Origin of the sequence: Stenotrophomonas sp. SMYL89, assembly GCF_036319985.1 — a bacterium.
GTDB lineage: Bacteria > Pseudomonadota > Gammaproteobacteria > Xanthomonadales > Xanthomonadaceae > Stenotrophomonas > Stenotrophomonas maltophilia_Q.
In genome coordinates, this window is the sequence record NZ_JAWIRW010000004.1 from 73,639 (window position 1) to 90,100 (window position 16,462).

Here is a 16,462-nt window from a genome sequence, read left to right on the forward strand (position 1 = left end):
GCCGATACCGCCCCGGGAGGGCAAGCCATGACGCACGCCATGTCGCGCTTGGGCGCGATGATGTTTCTGCAGTTCTTCATCTGGGGAGCGTGGTTCGTGACCTTGGGCACCTACCTGGTGCAGGGCCCGCTGCAGGCCAGCGCCAGCCAGGTGGCGACGGCCTTCCTCAGCCAGTCCATCGGCGCCATCGTCGCACCCTTCCTGGTTGGCCTGATTGCAGATCGCTACTTCGCCGCGCAGCGCATCCTTGCGGTCCTGCACCTGGCCGGCGCAGTACTGCTTTGGATGGCCTCCACAGCGGACAGCTTCAGCACGTTCTCCGCCTGCGTGATGGGCTACATGCTGCTGTTCATGCCGACGCTGGCGCTGGCCAACAGCGTGGCAATGCGGCACATGCAGTCGCCGGAGAAGCAGTTCCCGCTGGTGCGCGTGGCCGGCAGCGTCGGCTGGATCGTGGCCGGTGTGCTGATCGGCTGGCTGGGCTGGGAACAGGCGCATCGGCTCGAACTCACCTTCCAGATGGCGGCGGTGGCATCACTGGTGCTGGGGCTGTACGCGTTCACCCTGCCGCACACGCCGCCGCTGGCGAAGCAGCGCGATGCCGGCCTCGGGCAGATCCTGGGGCTGGATTCGCTGCGGTTGCTGAAGTCGCGCGCGTACCTGGTGTTCTTCCTGGCCTCCATCGCCATCTGCATCCCGCTGTCGTTCTACTACAACTTCACCAACCCGTACCTCAATGACCTGGGCGTGCGCGGCGCTGCGGGCCTGCAGTCGCTGGGCCAGGTGTCCGAAGTGCTGCTGATGCTGGCGATGCCATTCCTGTTCGTGCGGCTGGGGGTGAAGACGATGCTGGCGGTGGGCATGGCTGCGTGGGTGCTGCGCTATGCCCTGTTCGCCTTCGGTGATGCCGGTAGCGGCTTCTCGCTGCTGGTGATCGGCATCGTGCTGCACGGCATCTGCTACGACTTCTTCTTCGTCACCGGCCAGATCTACACCGATGCGCATGCCGGCCCCGACGCGCGCAGCAGCGCGCAGGGCTTCATCACCCTGGCGACCTATGGCGTGGGCATGCTGATCGGCACCTTCCTGTCCGGTGCGGTGGTGGAGCACTTCACCACGGCGGCGGGACCTGACTGGCAACAGATCTGGCTGTTCCCGGCCGGTGTCGCGCTGGTCGTGCTGATCGCCTTCCTGCTGCTGTTCCGCGACCGGCCGCTGGTCGCAGCCGCACCGTCTGCGTCCCGAGGAATCCAGTAGATGGCGACGCTTGGAATCGCCATCGTCGGCACCGGTATGATTGGCGCCGTGCATCGTCGCGCGGCGCTGTTGGCCGGTGCGCAGATCCGCGGCGTGGCCGCCTCGTCCGCGCAGCGTGCACATGAGGTCGCGCAGTCCTGGAATGTCCCGCGCGCCTATCGGGACATCGACGAGGTCATCGCCGATCCGCAGGTGCAGGTCGTGCACGTCTGTACGCCCAATCATCTGCACCGGCCGATGGCACAGGCCGCATTGGAAGCCGGCAAGCACGTCATCTGCGAGAAGCCGCTGGCCACCTCGCTGGAAGATGCACAGGCGTTGGCTGCGCTGGCGGCCTCGCGCGGCCTTGTGGCCACGGTCCCCTTCGTCTACCGCTACCACCCGGTGGTGCGCGAGGCGCGCGCACGCATCGCACACGGCGAGCTGGGGCCTCTGCACCTGATCCACGGGAGCTACCTGCAGGACTGGCTGCTGGACCCGGCCAGCAACAACTGGCGCGTGGATCCGGCACTGGGCGGTACGTCGCGCGTGTTCGCCGACATCGGCTCGCACTGGTGCGACCTGGTGGAATGGATCAGCGGCGAGCGCTTCGCCGAGGTCAACGCGGCGTTCGAGACGGTGATCGCCGAACGCGGCGCCATCACCGGTCAGAGCTTCAGCACGCCCACAGCCAGCGACGCGATGCAGACGGTCACCAGCGAAGACGTGGCCGCGGCGATGTTCAGGACCGGTGCCGGCACACTGGCGTCATTGACGGTCAGCCAGGTCTCCGCAGGACGCCACAACCGCCTCTGGTTCGAGATCGACGGTGCCAGGGCCAGCGTGGCCTTCAACCAGGAGGATGCCGAGCGGCTGTGGATCGGAAGACCTGGCCAGCGCGAGGAGATCTTCGTGCGCGGTCCTGGTGCAGGCGGTGTCGAACAACGGCGGCTGTCGGTGCTGCCGGCCGGTCACGCGCAGGGCTACGGCCAGTGCTTCGAGGCGTTCATTGCCGACAGCTATCGCGCCATCGACGGCGAACGGCCCGAGGGCCTGCCCACTTTCAACGACGGCGTGCGCTCGGCACGGATCGTCGACCGCGTCATCGCATCGGCCAGGACGCGTGCCTGGACCACCATCGATTGAATCCCGGGAGGAACGCCTGATGAAAACCCCTGTCCGCAGAGCCGCAGCCCTCGCACTCCTGCTGCTCACGGCACTGCCCGGCCTCGCCAGCGAAGCCGTCGCCGCGCAGAAGCCCATCGCAGTGCAGATGTACTCACTGCGCAATGCCGGATCGCTCGACCAGCAGTTGAAGATCGTTCGCGACGCGGGCGTGCACGCGGTGGAAACGGTGGGGACCCAGGGCGTCAGCGCCAGCGAACTCAAGCAGTTGCTGGACAGGTATTCGATCAGGGCGATCTCCTCGCACGTTGCGCTGGCCGAGCTGCGCAGAGACCTGGACGGCGTGGTGGCCTTCAACCGATCGATCGGCAACGCCACGCTGGTGGTGCCCTACCTGGACGCGAAGGACCGGCCCACCGATGCCGCAGGCTGGACCGCACTGGGCCAGGAGCTGGGCCGGCTTTCCAAACAGGTTCGGGCCAAGGGCATGCGCCTGGCCTACCACAACCACGACTTCGAGCTGGTCGACTTCAACGGAAGGACCGGCCTGGAACTGCTGTTCGCTGCTGCCGGCCCCGACCTGCAGACCGAACTGGACCTGGCCTGGGTGGCGCGCTCCGGACACGACCCGGCGGTGATGCTGGGCAAGTTCCGTGACCGCCTGTTCGCGGTGCACGCCAAGGACAATGCGCCCAAGGGCCAGGCCCAGGACGAAGGTGGATTCGCCGCCGTCGGCCAGGGCGTGCTGGACTGGAACGCGATCCTGCCAGCCGCGGCCGCCGCGGGCGTGCACTGGTACATCCTCGAACACGACCAACCGCGTGATCCGGCCAAGGTGATCCAGACCGGTGCGGACTACCTGCGTGAACACCTGACCGTCAGCCCGCACGCCAGCGCACAACGCTAGCCCGCGAAGGAGCCCCGCTTGAAGACGATGCTGAAACTGGCTGTGATGCTCTGTGGCGCGACGCTTGCCACCACTGCCTGGTGCAAGGACGATCCTGCCGCCGGCGCCAAGCTCTACAGCGCGAACTGCATGGCCTGCCACGGCGCTGATCGCGCCGGCATGCCGGGTGCGTTCCCGGCGCTTACCGACGTCAGCAAGCGGTTGGATCCCGCGCAGATCAAGGACAAGATCAGGAAGGGCGGCGGACTGATGCCGCCCTTTCCCCAGCTTTCGCAGCAGGAAATCGACGACATCGCCAGTTACCTGGCGAAGTAGCCAGGTGGGATCAGAGTTCCCGCACCCAGATGTTGCGGTAGCTGACCCTGGAATCATGCTCCTGCAGATAGAGCGGCGCACACGCGTGGGGTGAGTACGACGGTGCGCCGATGTACTCGGTCTTCCCCGCCAGCACGGTGTCATCCTGCACCAGCACGCCGTTGTGCAGCACCGTGATGCGCGCAGGCGAGACAAGCCCGCCGCCTGGCGAGAAGCGCGGTGCCTTCCAGATGATGTCGTAGGCCTGCCACTGGCCCGGCGCGCGCGAGGCGTTCACCAGCGGCATGGCCTGCTTGTAGATGGAGCCGGCCTGGCCGTTGGCATAGGTGGGGTTGTTGTAACTGTCGAGCACCTGCAGCTCGTAGAGTTCCTGCAGGAAGATGCCGCTGTTGCCCCGGTTCTGGCCGTCGAAACCCTTTGTTTCGGTGGGTGTAAGCCATTCGACATGCAGCTGGACATCGCAGAAGCGTTGCCGGGTGCGGATGCCCTTGCTGCCCGGCACCACGGTCATCGCGCCGTCCGCGATCTTCCAGGGCACACGCCCACCCTGCTCCGCCTCCCATGCGGAGGCATCCTTGCCATCGAACAGCACGATCGCGTCGGATGGTGCCCTGCCCGGGGGCGTCGCCACGACCGCGGGCACAGGGGTCCATACCTCGGTCTTCTTCGGATCGCGTGCAGGATCGGCAGCGTCCTGTGCGAGGGCTGGTGCAGCGGCCAGTACGCCGGCCACGATCAGCAGCGGCCTGGTCATCATCGTGCGCTCCATCAGCTGGTACCCCACGCAGGCGTACCTGGGACATAGGCCAGGTCGCCTTCGTAGCGACCCGGCACGGCGACGTACTGCAGCACCCCGGTCGCGCCGACCTTGGAGGTGAAGAAGCCGAAGATGGCCAGCTGCTTGATCATCGTGAAGTAATGCGGCATGGCCTCGCCTTCCTCGGGAGTGCCGGTCTCGGTCACGTCAGCGTTGCGTGCCTTGGCTTCGGCGTCCAACGTTCGCAGCAACCCGGTGCGGGCTTCCGGTGTGAGCGATACGAAGCGGCCGCCGGCGCGTCTGTCGATATCGGCCAGGCCGGCGCGGAACGTCGCCTGCTGCCGGGCGGTGTAGCAGTCGCTGACGAACGTCGCCATGAACGCACCGGCGCCCGCGTCCTTCGCCCCGGGTGTCCTGGTCCGCGGCAGGATGGTCTCGGCGATCTCGTCCAGCGTGCCGATTTCGGCATCGGAGAACGCGGCCATCGCGCCCGCCGCTGGCGCTTTGCCATGCACCAGCGCCGGCAACCCGACCATCGCCGCACCGGTGGCGGCCACGATCATCTTCAACAGTTCGCGACGATCCATCACAGGTTCCCCGCTTTCAGTTCGCGCACGGCATGATCGGCGGCCCGCGCGGTCAGCGCCATGTAGGTCAGCGACGGATTCACGCAGGCGCTGGAGGTCATGCAGGCGCCGTCGGTCACATAGACGTTGGGCGCATCCCAGACCTGGTTGTGTGCGTTCAATACGGAGCTCCTGCGGTCACGTCCCATCCGCGCCGTTCCCATTTCATGGATGCCCTTGCCCGGGGCGTAATCGTTGTCGTGCATCTTCACGTCCTTGACGCCGGCCGCTTCCAGCATCTCGGCAGCATCTGCGGCCATGTCCTTGCGCATGGCCAGTTCGTTGGCACGCATCGCAACGTCCATCGCCAGCACCGGCAACCCCCACTTGTCCTTGCGCTCGCGGTCCAGGCGGATCGTATTGTCGTGGTGCGGCAGCATCTCACCGAAACCGGTCATGCCGATGCGCCAGTCACCGGGCACGGTCAGCGCTTCCTTCAGGTCGGCGCCGATGTTCAGTTCGGCGATCTCGCGCGACCAGCCAGTACGGCTGGCACCGCCCTGGTAGCCGAACCCGCGCAGGTAGGCGCGCTTGTCGGCAGCGACGTTGCGGAACCGCGGAATATAGAAACCGCAGGGGCGGCGGCCGAAGTAGTACTTGTCCTCATAGCCCTCGACCCGGCCCGAAGCACCCGCACCGAAGTGGTGGTCCATCACGTTGTGCCCGAGCTCGCCGGACGAGGAACCCAGCCCTCCGTCCCAGATATCGGTTGCCGAGTTCATCAGCAGCCACGTCGAGTTGAACGACGACGCATTGAGGAAAATAACCTTGGCCGTGTACTGGTAGGTCTGGCCGGTTTCGGCGTCGATGACCTCCACGCCGCGCGCACGCTTGCGATCCTTGTCGTACAGCACTTCCTTGACGATCGAGAACGGACGCAGCGTCAGGTTGCCGGTCTTCATCGCCGCCGGCAGTGTCGCCGCCTGGGTCGAGAAATAGGCACCGAAGGGACAGCCAAGGATGCACTTGTTGCGGTACTGGCAGTTGACGCGGCCCTGCTCGGGCATCGGCTTGGTGATGTTGGCGGTGCGCGAGTGGATCATGTGCCGCGTTCCGCCGAACGCCTTCTTGATACGTGCGGCCACATCCTTCTCGACGATGTTCAACGGGATCGGCGGCAGGAACTCGCCGTCCGGCAGCACATCAAGTCCCTCGCGCGTACCGGCGATGCCGGCGAACTTTTCCACATGGTCATACCAGGGCGCGATATCGGCGTATCGGATCGGCCAGTCAGCGGCGATACCGTCCTTGAGGTTCGCCTCGAAATCCAGATCGGAGAAGCGATAACTCTGCCGCCCCCACAGCAGCGAGCGACCGCCGACGTGGTAGCCGCGGAACCAGTCGAAGCGCTTGGTCTCGATGTAGGGCGAGTCCTGTTCGTTGGCCCACATTCCATCCAGGTTCTCGGCCAGTCCGTAGTCGCGCATCAGCACCGGGAACGCGGCCTTCATCGCCTGCGTTGGCCGGTTGCGGTGCGGGAAATCCCACGCCTCCTTCATCGCGTTGACGTAATCCTTGACGTGCTCGATGTTGCGTCCGCGTTCCAGCATCAGGACCTTCAGGCCCTTCTCGGTCAGCTCCTTCGCCGCCCAACCGCCACTGATTCCCGAGCCAACAACAATGGCGTCGTAGTGATTATCTGCCATGGGTTTCTTACCTGGGTGGATATCGTTTCAGACGTCGCAGAGGCGGATCGCCTCGCGCAATGAGGCAACGGGATCGGGCGCGGCAGGCGTGAACTCCTGCGCCAGATACCCCTTGAAACCGGTGTCGCGGATCGCGCGACAGATGGCCGGATAGTGGAGCTCCTGCTGGTCTCCGATCTCGTTCCGGCCAGGCACGCCTGCGGTGTGGTAATGCTTGAAGCAGGCGTGGTGTTTTCCAATGGTAGCGATGATGTCGCCTTCCATGATCTGCATGTGATAGATGTCGTAGAGCAGGCCGAAGTTGTCCGAGCCCAGCCGCTGGCACAGCTCTACGCCCCACGCAGAGTGGTCGCACAGGTAGTCGCGGTGGTCGACCCTGGAGTTCAGCAGCTCCATCACCAGTACCACACCGCGCTTCTCGGCATGCCCGAGGATGCGCTTGAGGCCAGCCTCCGCATTGGCCATGCCTTCCTGCGGATCCATACCGTTGCGGTTGCCGGAGAAGCAGATGAGATTACGGTAACCGGCATCGGCCACCAGATCGATGTGCCGCGTGTAGCGCTCCACCAGCTGGTCGTGGAACTCACGGCCGGCAAAGCCCTTGGTCAGGCCCAGCTCCGCGCCGTTGCACATCGAGCTGTACACGCCATTCGCCTTCAGCGTGGGCCAGTCTTCCGGGCCGACCAGGTCGATCGCGGCGAAGCCGATGTCCTTCACCGTCGCGCAGAGCTGGGCGACGGACAGCTGCGGGAAGGTCCAGCGGGCGACGGAGTGCTTCAGGTTACCCTTCAGCGGTGCAGTGGCGGCGAATGCGGGCAATGTCCCCGCGATCGTCCCGGCCCCCAGGCCAATGCCGCCGGCAACTGCGATGCGCAGCGCATCGCGCCGCGTGAGCCCCCTCGGAGGAGCCGGTCTGATCGAATGGATGGTCATCCACCTTCCGGCCTCCCAACCGGTATCAAACGCAACAATTCACAGCGATGCAATCGATTGCACCATAGGGGAGGAATTTGCCTGTTTGCAAGTCGCGGTGCACGAAAACTGATGCTGCGAAGCACAACGCAGTCGACATCGCGCAAAAAGAAAAGCCCCGCATGAGCGGGGCTTTCTTTTCTGCTGCGAACGAGCTTTCGATCAGAACGGTTGTGCACATTTGATGACTCAGCTCCAAACCCGTCGAGCGGTAAAAACACTGAATCATTCACTTAAAGAGCACGTCGACCGTTCCTTCTTCAACAGACCAAACGGAATCCGTAGATCCCCCACTTCCTTGTCGACGCGTAGACCGTGGAAAATTTCAACTCAATCAGTCTCATTCTGGCCAGTCCCTCCACCCATTTCTGCTTCCCGATACCGTGTCAGGCAAGAGGCATCACCAACTGCATCAACATGTGCTGGTGCAGTTCCAACGTTCATGACCTCGTGATCTCGAAACCTCTGACCAAAGGGTTCTTCAGCGCAGTTCTCCACGACCAACCGCAACCGCTGAGATAACCCAGCATCATTGTCACGCGCCCGAGCCGGCGCTCTATGGATGCAATGGTGTAGCCGGCTGGCATGCCGGTCGCCGCCATCCATTCAACCAACTTGGCCAGCTTTTGATTGGGTGTAACGATCTCAACCGTGTCCCCCGACTGCAGCTCACTGATTAGGCAGGTCTTCAACGTGCTCCTCGCCATCACACCCACGTTCGAAATTGAGGGTTTGCGCCAGAACACTTGCATGCGAAAAATTCGGCAGCAGCGTTTGTGATGTCGAGGCGTGATGTGCAGGCCATATCGCGATCGGCCGATCTCTTCAAGGTTGTATCTGTACTGATCGCGAGCTTCGCCCCCCTCAAGCTCTGGTTTCGAGGCTACCATGACCCGTCCCACAATGATTACACCCACAAGCCATACGCCCAGGGGGATCAGTGGCCCGAAGTAGAACAGCAACGCGACATCAAACTGATACGAGTAGATCGCACCGTTGACGATCCGCATCGCAATCGGCGAGAACAACGAGATCAAGACGCCAGCGAAGAGCAGCTCCATCGCTCGAGTCGGCGTGATTGCATAGGTTCGGGCATTGCACAGGCGTTCGGCCACCGCATACGCTGCGAGACTCCCCCCTGCCGCTATCAGCGCGCACCCGGTGAAACTGATCCACATGGGCAACGCCTTGAGCACTGCAAACTGGTGCTGGATCCATTCTGTCATTGCTTGCCCTCCATCAGTTTACGTTAGCGGCACGAAGCTCAATAAAAAAAGCCCCGGCAGATGCCAGGGCTTTTTTTGTGACTCGCGTGTTCCTTAGAACGGAATATCGTCGTCAGCGAAGTCGTCCATCGGCGGCGCCTGCTGCGGCTGCGGGCGCTGGTTGCCACCCTGGTTGCCGTAGCCACCGCCCTGGTTGCCGCCCTGGTTGCCATAACCACCGCCCTGGCCGCCACGCTGGCCGCCGCCACCGCCGCCGTACTCCTGGCGCGGGGCCTGCTGGCGCTGCGGGCGATCGCCGCCGTAGTTGCCGCCACCGCCACCACCGCCGCCTTCACCGCGGCCGCCCAGCATCTGCATTTCATCGGCGATGATATCGGTGGAGTACTTCTCCACGCCGTCCTGGCCGGTGTACTTGTCGTAGCGCAGGCTGCCTTCGACGTAGACCGAGCTGCCCTTGCGCAGGTACTCGCCGGCGATCTCGCCGAGCTTGCCGAAGAACACCACGCGGTGCCATTCGGTACGTTCCTGCTGATTGCCATCCTTGTCCTTGCGGACGCTGGTGGTGGCCAGGCTGATGCGGGTGATCGCCATGCCGCCCTGGGTGTACTTCACGTCCGGGTCGTTGCCGAGATTGCCGACCAGGATGACTTTGTTGATGCCGCGCGCCATAGGTACCTTCGTCCGTTGTCCAAGGGCAGACCGCCAGTGATAGCACAGCCCCGGGCAGGGGTGCAGTACGCTGGGCCGCCCCTGTTGAAATTTGGGGGAATGCGAGAACGATGCATCTTAGCATTGCCGCCGCCATCCGCCCGGTCAGAAGTCCCTGACCGCAGCCAGGGCTCAGACTGATTTCCTTGTACGGCAATGACTTAGCGCCGCCCCGACGGACGCCTGCAAGGGCATTCGCGTCTGCCCATGGCATCATGCCCGGGCACCTTCCACCTGCCCCCTGCCGTTCGCACATGACCATCAAAGGCAAAGCCACCTCCCTGGACATCGCCCACCTGGCCGGGGTCTCCCAGCCGACCGTGTCGCGGGCCCTGCGCGGCAGCCCGATGGTCAACGCCGAGACCCGCGAGCGCATCCTGCGCATCGCCCGCGAGCTGAACTACAAGGTCGACAAGAACGCTTCCAGCCTGCGCCTGCGCAACGCCGGCACCCTGGCCCTGCTGTTCTTCGAAGACCCAACCAACGACGATTCACTGATCAACCCGTTCTTCCATTCGATGCTCGGCTCGATCACCCGCGCCTGCGCCCTGCACGGGCAGGACCTGCTGGTCTCGTTCCAGCAGCTGTCCACCGACTGGCAGGCCGATTACGAGGACAGCAACAAGGCCGACGGCATCATCCTGCTCGGCTATGGCGACTACCACGAGTCGCGCGACCGCCTGCAGCGGCTGGTCGAACAGGGCACGCATTTCGTGCGCTGGGGCGCCGCCCTGCCCGGCCAGCCCGGCGTGTCGATCGGCAGCGACAACTTCCAGGGCGGGCACGACATCACCACCCACCTGCTGCAGCAGGGCTGCCGCCGCATCGCCTTCCTTGGCCACGCATCCAGCCACTACCCGGAATTCCAGGAGCGTTACCGCGGCCATGTGGCGGCGTTGCAGGAACACGGCCTGGCCGCCGAACCGGCGCTGCAGCACGATGCGATCACCACCGAGGCCTCCGGCCAGGAGGCCTGCCAGGCGCTGCTGGCACGCGGCGAGCCGATCGATGCGATCTGCGCGGCCAGCGACCTGATCGCCATCGGCGCAATGCGTGCCCTGCGCGAGGCCGGGCTGCGGGTGCCGCAGGACGTGGCAGTGACCGGTTTCGACGACATCCCGCTGGCCGCCTCGGTATCCCCGGCGCTGACCACGGTGCAGCAGGACACCAAGCAGGCCGGGCAGCTGCTGGTGGAACGCCTGCTGGCGCTGATCGGCCGGCAGCCGGTGGACAGCCAGAGCATCCCGGTGAAGCTGGTGGTGCGGGAATCGTCGCTGCGCCGGTAAGCGCCACCAGACCTCCCGCCACGCCTCAACGTGCGACGGCGGAATTCTCCCCCCATGACCAACGGCGGATGCGCACGGAAGCCGATGCGCGGATAACGCGCAGACATCGCCCACGGAAAGGTGTACGTCGCATGCTGAAGATCGATTCGCTGTCCAAGACGTACGCCAACGGCGTGCATGCTCTCAACAATGTCAGCCTGGACATCCCGCGCGGGATGTTCGGCCTGCTCGGGCCGAACGGCGCGGGCAAATCCTCGTTGATGCGCACCCTGTCCACCCTGCAGGAAGCCGACAGCGGCTCGGCCGTGCTCAGCATCCCCGGCGAAACTCCGATCGACGTACTGCGCGACAAAGACGCCGTGCGCCGCCGGCTGGGCTACCTGCCGCAGGATTTCGGCGTGTACCCGAAGGTCAGTGCGCTGGACCTGCTGGAGCATTTCGCGGTGCTCAAGGGCCTGACCCAGCGCGCCCAGCGCCGCGAAGTGGTCGATGGTCTGCTGCAGCAGGTGAATCTGTGGGACGCGCGCAAGCGTAAGCTCGGCACGTACTCCGGCGGCATGCGTCAGCGTTTCGGCATCGCCCAGGCACTGCTCGGCGACCCGCGGCTGGTGATCGTCGACGAACCCACCGCCGGCCTCGATCCCGAGGAACGCAACCGCTTCCTCAACCTGTTGGCGGCCATCGGCGAGAACGTGGCGGTGATCCTGTCCACCCACATCGTCGAGGACGTGACCGACCTCTGCCCGACGATGGCGATCATGAACAAGGGCCAGGTGCTGCTGACCGGGCGCCCGGCCGATGCCATCGACGCGCTGCAGCAGCAGGTCTGGCGCAAGCAGGTCGATCCTTCGGAACTGGCCGACCACGAGGCACGCTACGTGGTGCTGTCCACCCGCCTGGTCGGTGGTCGCCCGGTGATTCACGTACACAGCGCCAATGACCCCGGCGACGGTTTCGCAGCCGTGGCCCCCGATCTCGAGGACGTGTACTTCCAGCGCCTGCGCCTGCAGGCCCGTGCCCGCGCGGCAGCCTGAGCGGAGCACGCCATGATCTTCAACTTCTTCCGCTTCGAGCTGCGCGAGCAGCTGCGTTCCCCACTGCTGTGGCTGCTGGCCGGGCTGTTCGCCCTGCTCGCCTTCGCCGCGGCCTCCAGCGATGCGGTGCAGATCGGTGGCGGCACCGGCAACGTGCATAGCAACGCGCCGACGGTGATCGCGCAGATGCTGGGCATCTTCACCCTGCTTGGCATGCTTGTCACCGCGCTGTTCGTCAGCAATGCGCTGCTGCGTGACTTCGAGCTCGGCACCGCCGAACTGATCTTCGCCAGCCCGGTGAAGCGCCGCGACTATCTTGCCGGACGCATCGCCGCAGCACTGGCGGCTGGACTGCTGGTCTATGTAGTGATCGCGTTCGGCCTGTGGCTGGCGCCGTTCATGCCCTGGGTCGATCCCGAACGCGTGGGCCCGATCAGTTGGCAGGGCTATGCCTGGACCTTTGCGGTCATCGTCATTCCCAACCTGCTGTTCACCACCGCGCTGCTGTCACTGCTGGCCGCGGTGACCCGCTCGATCCTGTGGGTCTACATCGGCCTGGTGGCCTACCTGGTGCTGTACGGCGCCAGTGCCGCCCTGCTGCGCGACATCGACAACACCTGGATCGCGGTACTGAGCGAGCCGCTCGGCATGCGTGCACTGGGCCGCACCATCCGCTACTGGTCCACCGCCGAACGCAACAGCGGCATTCCGGCGCTGGCCGGTTACCTGCTGGCCAACCGCGCCCTGTGGCTGGGCGTGGCCGCGGTGCTGTTCGCCGCCACGTTCGCGCTGTTCCGCACCGAACGCAGCGGCAGCGGCCGCCGGCGCTGGGGACGCAAGCTCACGCTGGCGGCCGCCGATACGGTGACTGTTCGTCCTGCCCGCGCAGCCCTACCCCGCGTGGTACCGGCGTTCACTGGCAGCACCGCATGGCACCAGTTCCTGCGCCAGGTGCGTTTCGACACCGGCGGCGTGCTGCGCAGCGTCCCGTTCATCGTGCTGCTGGTGCTGGGGCTGGCCAACTTCCTGCCCAGCGCCCTGTTCCGGCAGACGCTGTATGGCACCTCGATCTGGCCGGTCACCTCACAGATGATCATGGGCCTGCAGGGCGCCTTCAGCTGGCTGCTGATCATCATCGTGCTGTTCTTCGCCGGCGAGCTGGTCTGGAAGGAACGCGGCGCGCGCATCAATGAAGTGACCGACGCCATGCCGGTGCCGAACTGGGTACCGCTGCTGGCCAAGTTCGTCGCGCTGGTGGCGGTGATCGCCTGTTTCCAGGCGGCCGGCGCGCTGGCCGCGATGAGCGTGCAGCTGGCCAAGGGCTATACGCACCTGGAGCCGCTGCTCTACCTGCGCAGCCTGGCGCTGGATTCGGTGGTCTACATCCTGATGGGGGGCCTGGCGCTGGTGCTGCAGGTGCTCACCAACAACAAGTTCGTCGGTTACGCGCTGCTGATCGTGGTGATGATCGGCCAGGGCGTGCTGGGCATGCTCGACTACACGCAGAACATCTACAACTTCGGCAGCTGGCCGATCGCTCCCTATTCGGATATGAACGGCTACGGCCACTTCCTCACCGGACAGCTGGCGTTCCAGGGCTATTGGGCGTTGTTCCTGCTCGCGATGATGTGCGTGGCCTCCGCGTTCTGGGTGCGTGGTGTCAGCCAGGGCCTGCGCCAGCGCCTGGCCCTGGCCCGGCGTCGCCTGTGGGGTCCGACCGGTGTCTTCGCCGCAGTGGCCGCCCTGGCCTTTGTCGGCGTGGGCGGCTGGCTGTACTGGAGCACCAACATCCGCAACGAGTTCCTTTCCCCGGATCAACAGCTGGACCTGCAGGCCCGCTACGAGCGCGAGCTGTCGAAGTACCGCAACCTGCCGCAGCCGCGCATCGTGGCGGTAGACAACCGCGTGGACCTGTCCCCCGAATCGCAGTCGATGGTGATCGATGCGAACTGGACGATCCGCAACCTGCACGCGCAGCCGATCCCGGAACTGCATGTCTCGATGGGTGATGACAAACAGCTGGTAGCCGCCGATCTTGGCGGACAGACGATGGCCTTCCATGACAAGGACCTGGGGTATCGCATCTACCGGCTGGACAAGCCCCTGCAACCGGGCGAAAGCCGCCGTGTCCATTTCCGGGTGGTGCAGAAGCCCAATGGCATCACCGCCGGCCAGGCGCCGAGCAACCTTGTGGACAACGGCACGTTCTTCAACAGCCGCGTGCTGCCGTCATTCGGCTACAACGAAGGCGCGGAGATCACCGACCGCAACGAGCGGCGCAAGCGTGATCTCGGCGAGCCGCGGCGCATGCCCAAGCTGGAAGACGAAGCGGCGCGCGCCAACACCTACATTTCCAATGATGCTGACTGGCTCGATTTCCGCACCACCGTCTGCACCGCGGCTGACCAGGTCGCGCTGGCCCCGGGCTACCTGCAGCACGAGACCACGGTGAAAGGCCGGCGTTGCTTCAGCTATGCCATGGACCGGCCGATGCTGAACTTCTATGCCTACCTGTCGGCGCGTTGGGACGTGCGCAAGGCGAAGTACAAGGACATCCCGATCGAGGTCTACTTCGACCCGGCGCACGGCTACAACGTGGACCGGATGATCGAGGCGGTGCAGAAGTCGCTGGCCTACTACGAAGCGAACTTCACCCCGTACCAGCACCGCCAGGTACGCATCATCGAGTTCCCGGGCTATGCGCGCTTCGCGCAGTCGTTCGCCAACACCATCCCCTACTCCGAGGCCATCGGTTTCATCGCCGACCTGCGTGACCCGGACAAGGTGGACTACGTTTTCTACGTGACCGCGCACGAGATCGCACACCAGTGGTGGGCGCACCAGGTAATCGGTGCCAACGTGCAGGGCGCGACGGTGCTGTCCGAATCGCTGTCGCAGTATTCGGCACTGATGGTGATGGAGCAGGAGTACGGCCGCCAGCACATGCGCCAGTTCCTCAAGCGCGAACTGGACGGCTACCTGTCCGGACGTGGTGGCGAGGCCATCGAGGAACAGCCGCTGGAACGTGTGGAGAACCAGCAGTACATCCACTACCAGAAGGGTTCGCTGGTGTTCTACCGGCTGCGCGAGGAGATCGGCGAGCAGGCGCTTAACCGGGCATTGAAGCGTTTCCTGCAGGACAAGGGTTACCAGCAACCGCCCTACACCACCTCGCGCGAATTGCTGGGCTACATCCGCGCCGAGACCCCGGCCGACCGCCAGCAGCTGGTTACCGACCTGTTCGAGAAGATCAGCTTCTACGACAACCGGGTGATGGCCGCCAGCGCCCGCAAGCGCGATGACGGCCGCTACGACGTGACCGTGGACCTGCACGCGGCCAAGCAGTATGCCGACGGCAAGGGCCAGGAAAGCGACGGGAAGATGGATGACTGGGTCGAGATCGGCGTGTTCGCCAACGGCCCTTCCGGCAAGGAACGCGACCAGAAAGTGCTGTACCTGCAGCGCCATCACATCACCAGTGCCGAGCCGAAGATCACGGTGACGGTGGACGAGAAGCCGGATGAAGCGGGCTTCGATCCCTACAACAAGCTGATCGACCGGGTGAGCGACGACAACCGGCGCAAGGTGACGATGTGAGGCCCCAAGCAGGCGAGCATGGTTCGGCTCTACTGTAGTGCCGAGCCATGCTCGGCACATGGCCCGGACTGGCCGCGCGGATTCAGCGCGCGGCCTTCGGTCCCAGCAACGCCAGCAGTACGTACACCACGATCGAGGCGACGGTACCCAGCGCCGCCAACAACCCGAATGCCCACGCCGAGCGCCCCTGCTGCCGCGCCCACTGGGCCAGATGCCAGGCAGCGCCCAGGTTGATCAGCCAGGCAATGACGAACACCGGCCACAGCACCATGCCCACCGCGCGCAGCAGCGGCATGGCCACCAGGGCGGCAACGATGGCCGCGATCAGGAAGATCAGGGCCGAGCGGGAATGGCGTGATCGTGCCGGCGCGTCGGCGGGTAGTCCTCTGAATTCCATGGCGAAGCCTCGATCCCGATGTCGCCCAAGGGGATCACGGACGGCGTTCGAAAGGAAGCCTTCTGTAGCGTCGAGCCGTGCTCGACTGATCAGGCATTGTGCGGAAGGCAGCCGAGCATGGGCTCGGCTCTACAGGACAATCAGCCCTGGGCGAAGTCCTTCAGGATTTCGCCGATACCGCTGGGCGAGATCTCGAAGCCCAGCGACGTGCCGGGGTTGATCACCACGCCGTAGCCACCCGGTACGCGGCGCAGCACGTCCAGCATCAGCCAGCGGATCTGGTGGGGGACCTGCTGGCTGTAGATGCCGACCCGCGACGGGTCGGTGAACACTGCCACGTGCAGGGTGCCCTGCTTGTCGAACAGCAACGGGTCGAAGCCGCTGCCGTCGGGGGTTACCAGGCTGCCGGTCAGCAGCACCACCTCGGAGGCAACGAAGGCCTCCATGAAGGCGCGGATCGGGACGGCACCGTCCATCGCCGCCTTCAGCAGGGTTTCGATCGGGGTCTGCGGGGCGAGGTCGGTCATGGCAACGGCGGGGAGATAGGGGCTCCTATTGTAGAGCCGAGCCCACGCTCGGCTGCCCCTATCTGCGTTCCTCAGAAGCGCAGCCGAGCATGGGCTCGGCCCT

General features: G+C 65.0%; 15 protein-coding genes. 7 read left to right on the forward strand and 8 right to left on the reverse strand.

The window, feature by feature from the left end:
- The first annotated feature begins 27 nt into the window (after positions 1–27).
- From V3B41_RS06365 to V3B41_RS06380, 4 genes are read left to right on the forward strand one after another with little or no spacing between them, the layout of a single operon-like run.
- Positions 28–1,257, forward strand: coding sequence for a nucleoside permease (locus tag V3B41_RS06365; protein ID WP_100443778.1), 1,230 nt, complete (start codon positions 28–30; stop codon positions 1,255–1,257).
- Entirely contained in the window at positions 1,258–2,382 is a 1,125-nt protein-coding gene (locus tag V3B41_RS06370; RefSeq protein WP_049430021.1) for a Gfo/Idh/MocA family oxidoreductase, read from the forward strand.
- A gap of 19 nt (positions 2,383–2,401) precedes the next feature.
- Entirely contained in the window at positions 2,402–3,268 is an 867-nt protein-coding gene (locus V3B41_RS06375) for a sugar phosphate isomerase/epimerase (RefSeq protein WP_049430022.1), read from the forward strand.
- Positions 3,269–3,286: 18 nt separating this feature from the next.
- Positions 3,287–3,583 carry a cytochrome c gene (locus tag V3B41_RS06380; RefSeq protein ID WP_180849190.1) on the forward strand — a complete coding sequence of 99 codons (297 nt, stop codon included), beginning with the start codon at positions 3,287–3,289 and terminating at the stop codon, positions 3,581–3,583.
- A 10-nt stretch (positions 3,584–3,593) separates the two neighbouring features.
- Here V3B41_RS06380 and V3B41_RS06385 read toward each other — a convergent pair whose 3' ends face one another.
- The 6 genes from V3B41_RS06385 to V3B41_RS06410 form a co-directional block, all read right to left on the reverse strand.
- Positions 3,594–4,352, reverse strand: coding sequence for a DUF1080 domain-containing protein (locus V3B41_RS06385; RefSeq protein WP_049430055.1), 759 nt, complete (start codon positions 4,350–4,352; stop codon positions 3,594–3,596).
- On the reverse strand, positions 4,352–4,927 hold the full coding sequence (locus V3B41_RS06390; protein ID WP_049430023.1) for a gluconate 2-dehydrogenase subunit 3 family protein: 576 nt from the start codon (positions 4,925–4,927) through the stop codon (positions 4,352–4,354). The genes V3B41_RS06385 and V3B41_RS06390 overlap by 1 nt, the downstream gene beginning before the upstream one ends.
- Positions 4,927–6,612, reverse strand: a complete 1,686-nt coding sequence (locus tag V3B41_RS06395) for a GMC family oxidoreductase (RefSeq protein WP_049430024.1) — start codon at positions 6,610–6,612, stop codon at positions 4,927–4,929. The genes V3B41_RS06390 and V3B41_RS06395 overlap by 1 nt, the downstream gene beginning before the upstream one ends.
- Positions 6,613–6,639: 27 nt before the next feature.
- Positions 6,640–7,545, reverse strand: coding sequence for a TIM barrel protein (locus V3B41_RS06400; RefSeq protein WP_049430025.1), 906 nt, complete (start codon positions 7,543–7,545; stop codon positions 6,640–6,642).
- 479 nt (positions 7,546–8,024) lie between these two features.
- Complete coding sequence (locus tag V3B41_RS06405) at positions 8,025–8,810, reverse strand: hypothetical protein (RefSeq protein ID WP_049430026.1); 786 nt, start codon at positions 8,808–8,810, stop codon at positions 8,025–8,027.
- A gap of 93 nt (positions 8,811–8,903) precedes the next feature.
- Positions 8,904–9,479, reverse strand: a complete 576-nt coding sequence (locus V3B41_RS06410) for a single-stranded DNA-binding protein (protein ID WP_006423759.1) — start codon at positions 9,477–9,479, stop codon at positions 8,904–8,906.
- Positions 9,480–9,772: 293 nt separating this feature from the next.
- Here V3B41_RS06410 and V3B41_RS06415 point away from each other — a divergent pair, with 293 nt between their 5' ends.
- The 3 genes from V3B41_RS06415 to V3B41_RS06425 all read left to right on the forward strand — a co-directional run bounded on the left by V3B41_RS06415 (position 9,773) and on the right by V3B41_RS06425 (position 15,435).
- A complete protein-coding gene (locus V3B41_RS06415; protein WP_049430028.1) occupies positions 9,773–10,804 on the forward strand; it encodes a LacI family DNA-binding transcriptional regulator in 1,032 nt (343 codons plus the stop codon).
- A gap of 131 nt (positions 10,805–10,935) precedes the next feature.
- Entirely contained in the window at positions 10,936–11,838 is a 903-nt protein-coding gene (locus tag V3B41_RS06420; protein ID WP_049430029.1) for an ABC transporter ATP-binding protein, read from the forward strand.
- Between the two features lie 12 nt (positions 11,839–11,850).
- Complete coding sequence (locus V3B41_RS06425) at positions 11,851–15,435, forward strand: M1 family aminopeptidase (RefSeq protein ID WP_049430030.1); 3,585 nt, start codon at positions 11,851–11,853, stop codon at positions 15,433–15,435.
- A gap of 82 nt (positions 15,436–15,517) precedes the next feature.
- Here V3B41_RS06425 and V3B41_RS06430 read toward each other — a convergent pair whose 3' ends face one another.
- Both V3B41_RS06430 and V3B41_RS06435 read right to left on the reverse strand, forming a co-directional pair.
- Positions 15,518–15,832, reverse strand: a complete 315-nt coding sequence (locus tag V3B41_RS06430) for a hypothetical protein (protein WP_329860520.1) — start codon at positions 15,830–15,832, stop codon at positions 15,518–15,520.
- 140 nt (positions 15,833–15,972) lie between these two features.
- Positions 15,973–16,359, reverse strand: coding sequence for an SseB family protein (locus V3B41_RS06435; protein WP_049430032.1), 387 nt, complete (start codon positions 16,357–16,359; stop codon positions 15,973–15,975).
- Positions 16,360–16,462: the final 103 nt, after the last annotated feature.

Bases quoted from the DNA above. Each gene is read 5' to 3' on its own strand.
- V3B41_RS06365 (WP_100443778.1), top strand. From the start codon at position 28: ATGACGCACGCCATGTCGCGCTTGGGCGCGATGATGTTTCTGCAGTTC.
- V3B41_RS06370 (WP_049430021.1), top strand. From the start codon at position 1,258: ATGGCGACGCTTGGAATCGCCATCGTCGGCACCGGTATGATTGGCGCC.
- V3B41_RS06375 (WP_049430022.1), top strand. From the start codon at position 2,402: ATGAAAACCCCTGTCCGCAGAGCCGCAGCCCTCGCACTCCTGCTGCTC.
- V3B41_RS06385 (WP_049430055.1), bottom strand. From the start codon at position 4,352: ATGGAGCGCACGATGATGACCAGGCCGCTGCTGATCGTGGCCGGCGTA.
- V3B41_RS06390 (WP_049430023.1), bottom strand. From the start codon at position 4,927: ATGGATCGTCGCGAACTGTTGAAGATGATCGTGGCCGCCACCGGTGCG.
- V3B41_RS06395 (WP_049430024.1), bottom strand. From the start codon at position 6,612: ATGGCAGATAATCACTACGACGCCATTGTTGTTGGCTCGGGAATCAGT.
- V3B41_RS06400 (WP_049430025.1), bottom strand. From the start codon at position 7,545: ATGACCATCCATTCGATCAGACCGGCTCCTCCGAGGGGGCTCACGCGG.
- V3B41_RS06405 (WP_049430026.1), bottom strand. From the start codon at position 8,810: ATGACAGAATGGATCCAGCACCAGTTTGCAGTGCTCAAGGCGTTGCCC.
- V3B41_RS06410 (WP_006423759.1), bottom strand. From the start codon at position 9,479: ATGGCGCGCGGCATCAACAAAGTCATCCTGGTCGGCAATCTCGGCAAC.
- V3B41_RS06415 (WP_049430028.1), top strand. From the start codon at position 9,773: ATGACCATCAAAGGCAAAGCCACCTCCCTGGACATCGCCCACCTGGCC.
- V3B41_RS06420 (WP_049430029.1), top strand. From the start codon at position 10,936: ATGCTGAAGATCGATTCGCTGTCCAAGACGTACGCCAACGGCGTGCAT.
- V3B41_RS06425 (WP_049430030.1), top strand. From the start codon at position 11,851: ATGATCTTCAACTTCTTCCGCTTCGAGCTGCGCGAGCAGCTGCGTTCC.
- V3B41_RS06430 (WP_329860520.1), bottom strand. From the start codon at position 15,832: ATGGAATTCAGAGGACTACCCGCCGACGCGCCGGCACGATCACGCCAT.
- V3B41_RS06435 (WP_049430032.1), bottom strand. From the start codon at position 16,359: ATGACCGACCTCGCCCCGCAGACCCCGATCGAAACCCTGCTGAAGGCG.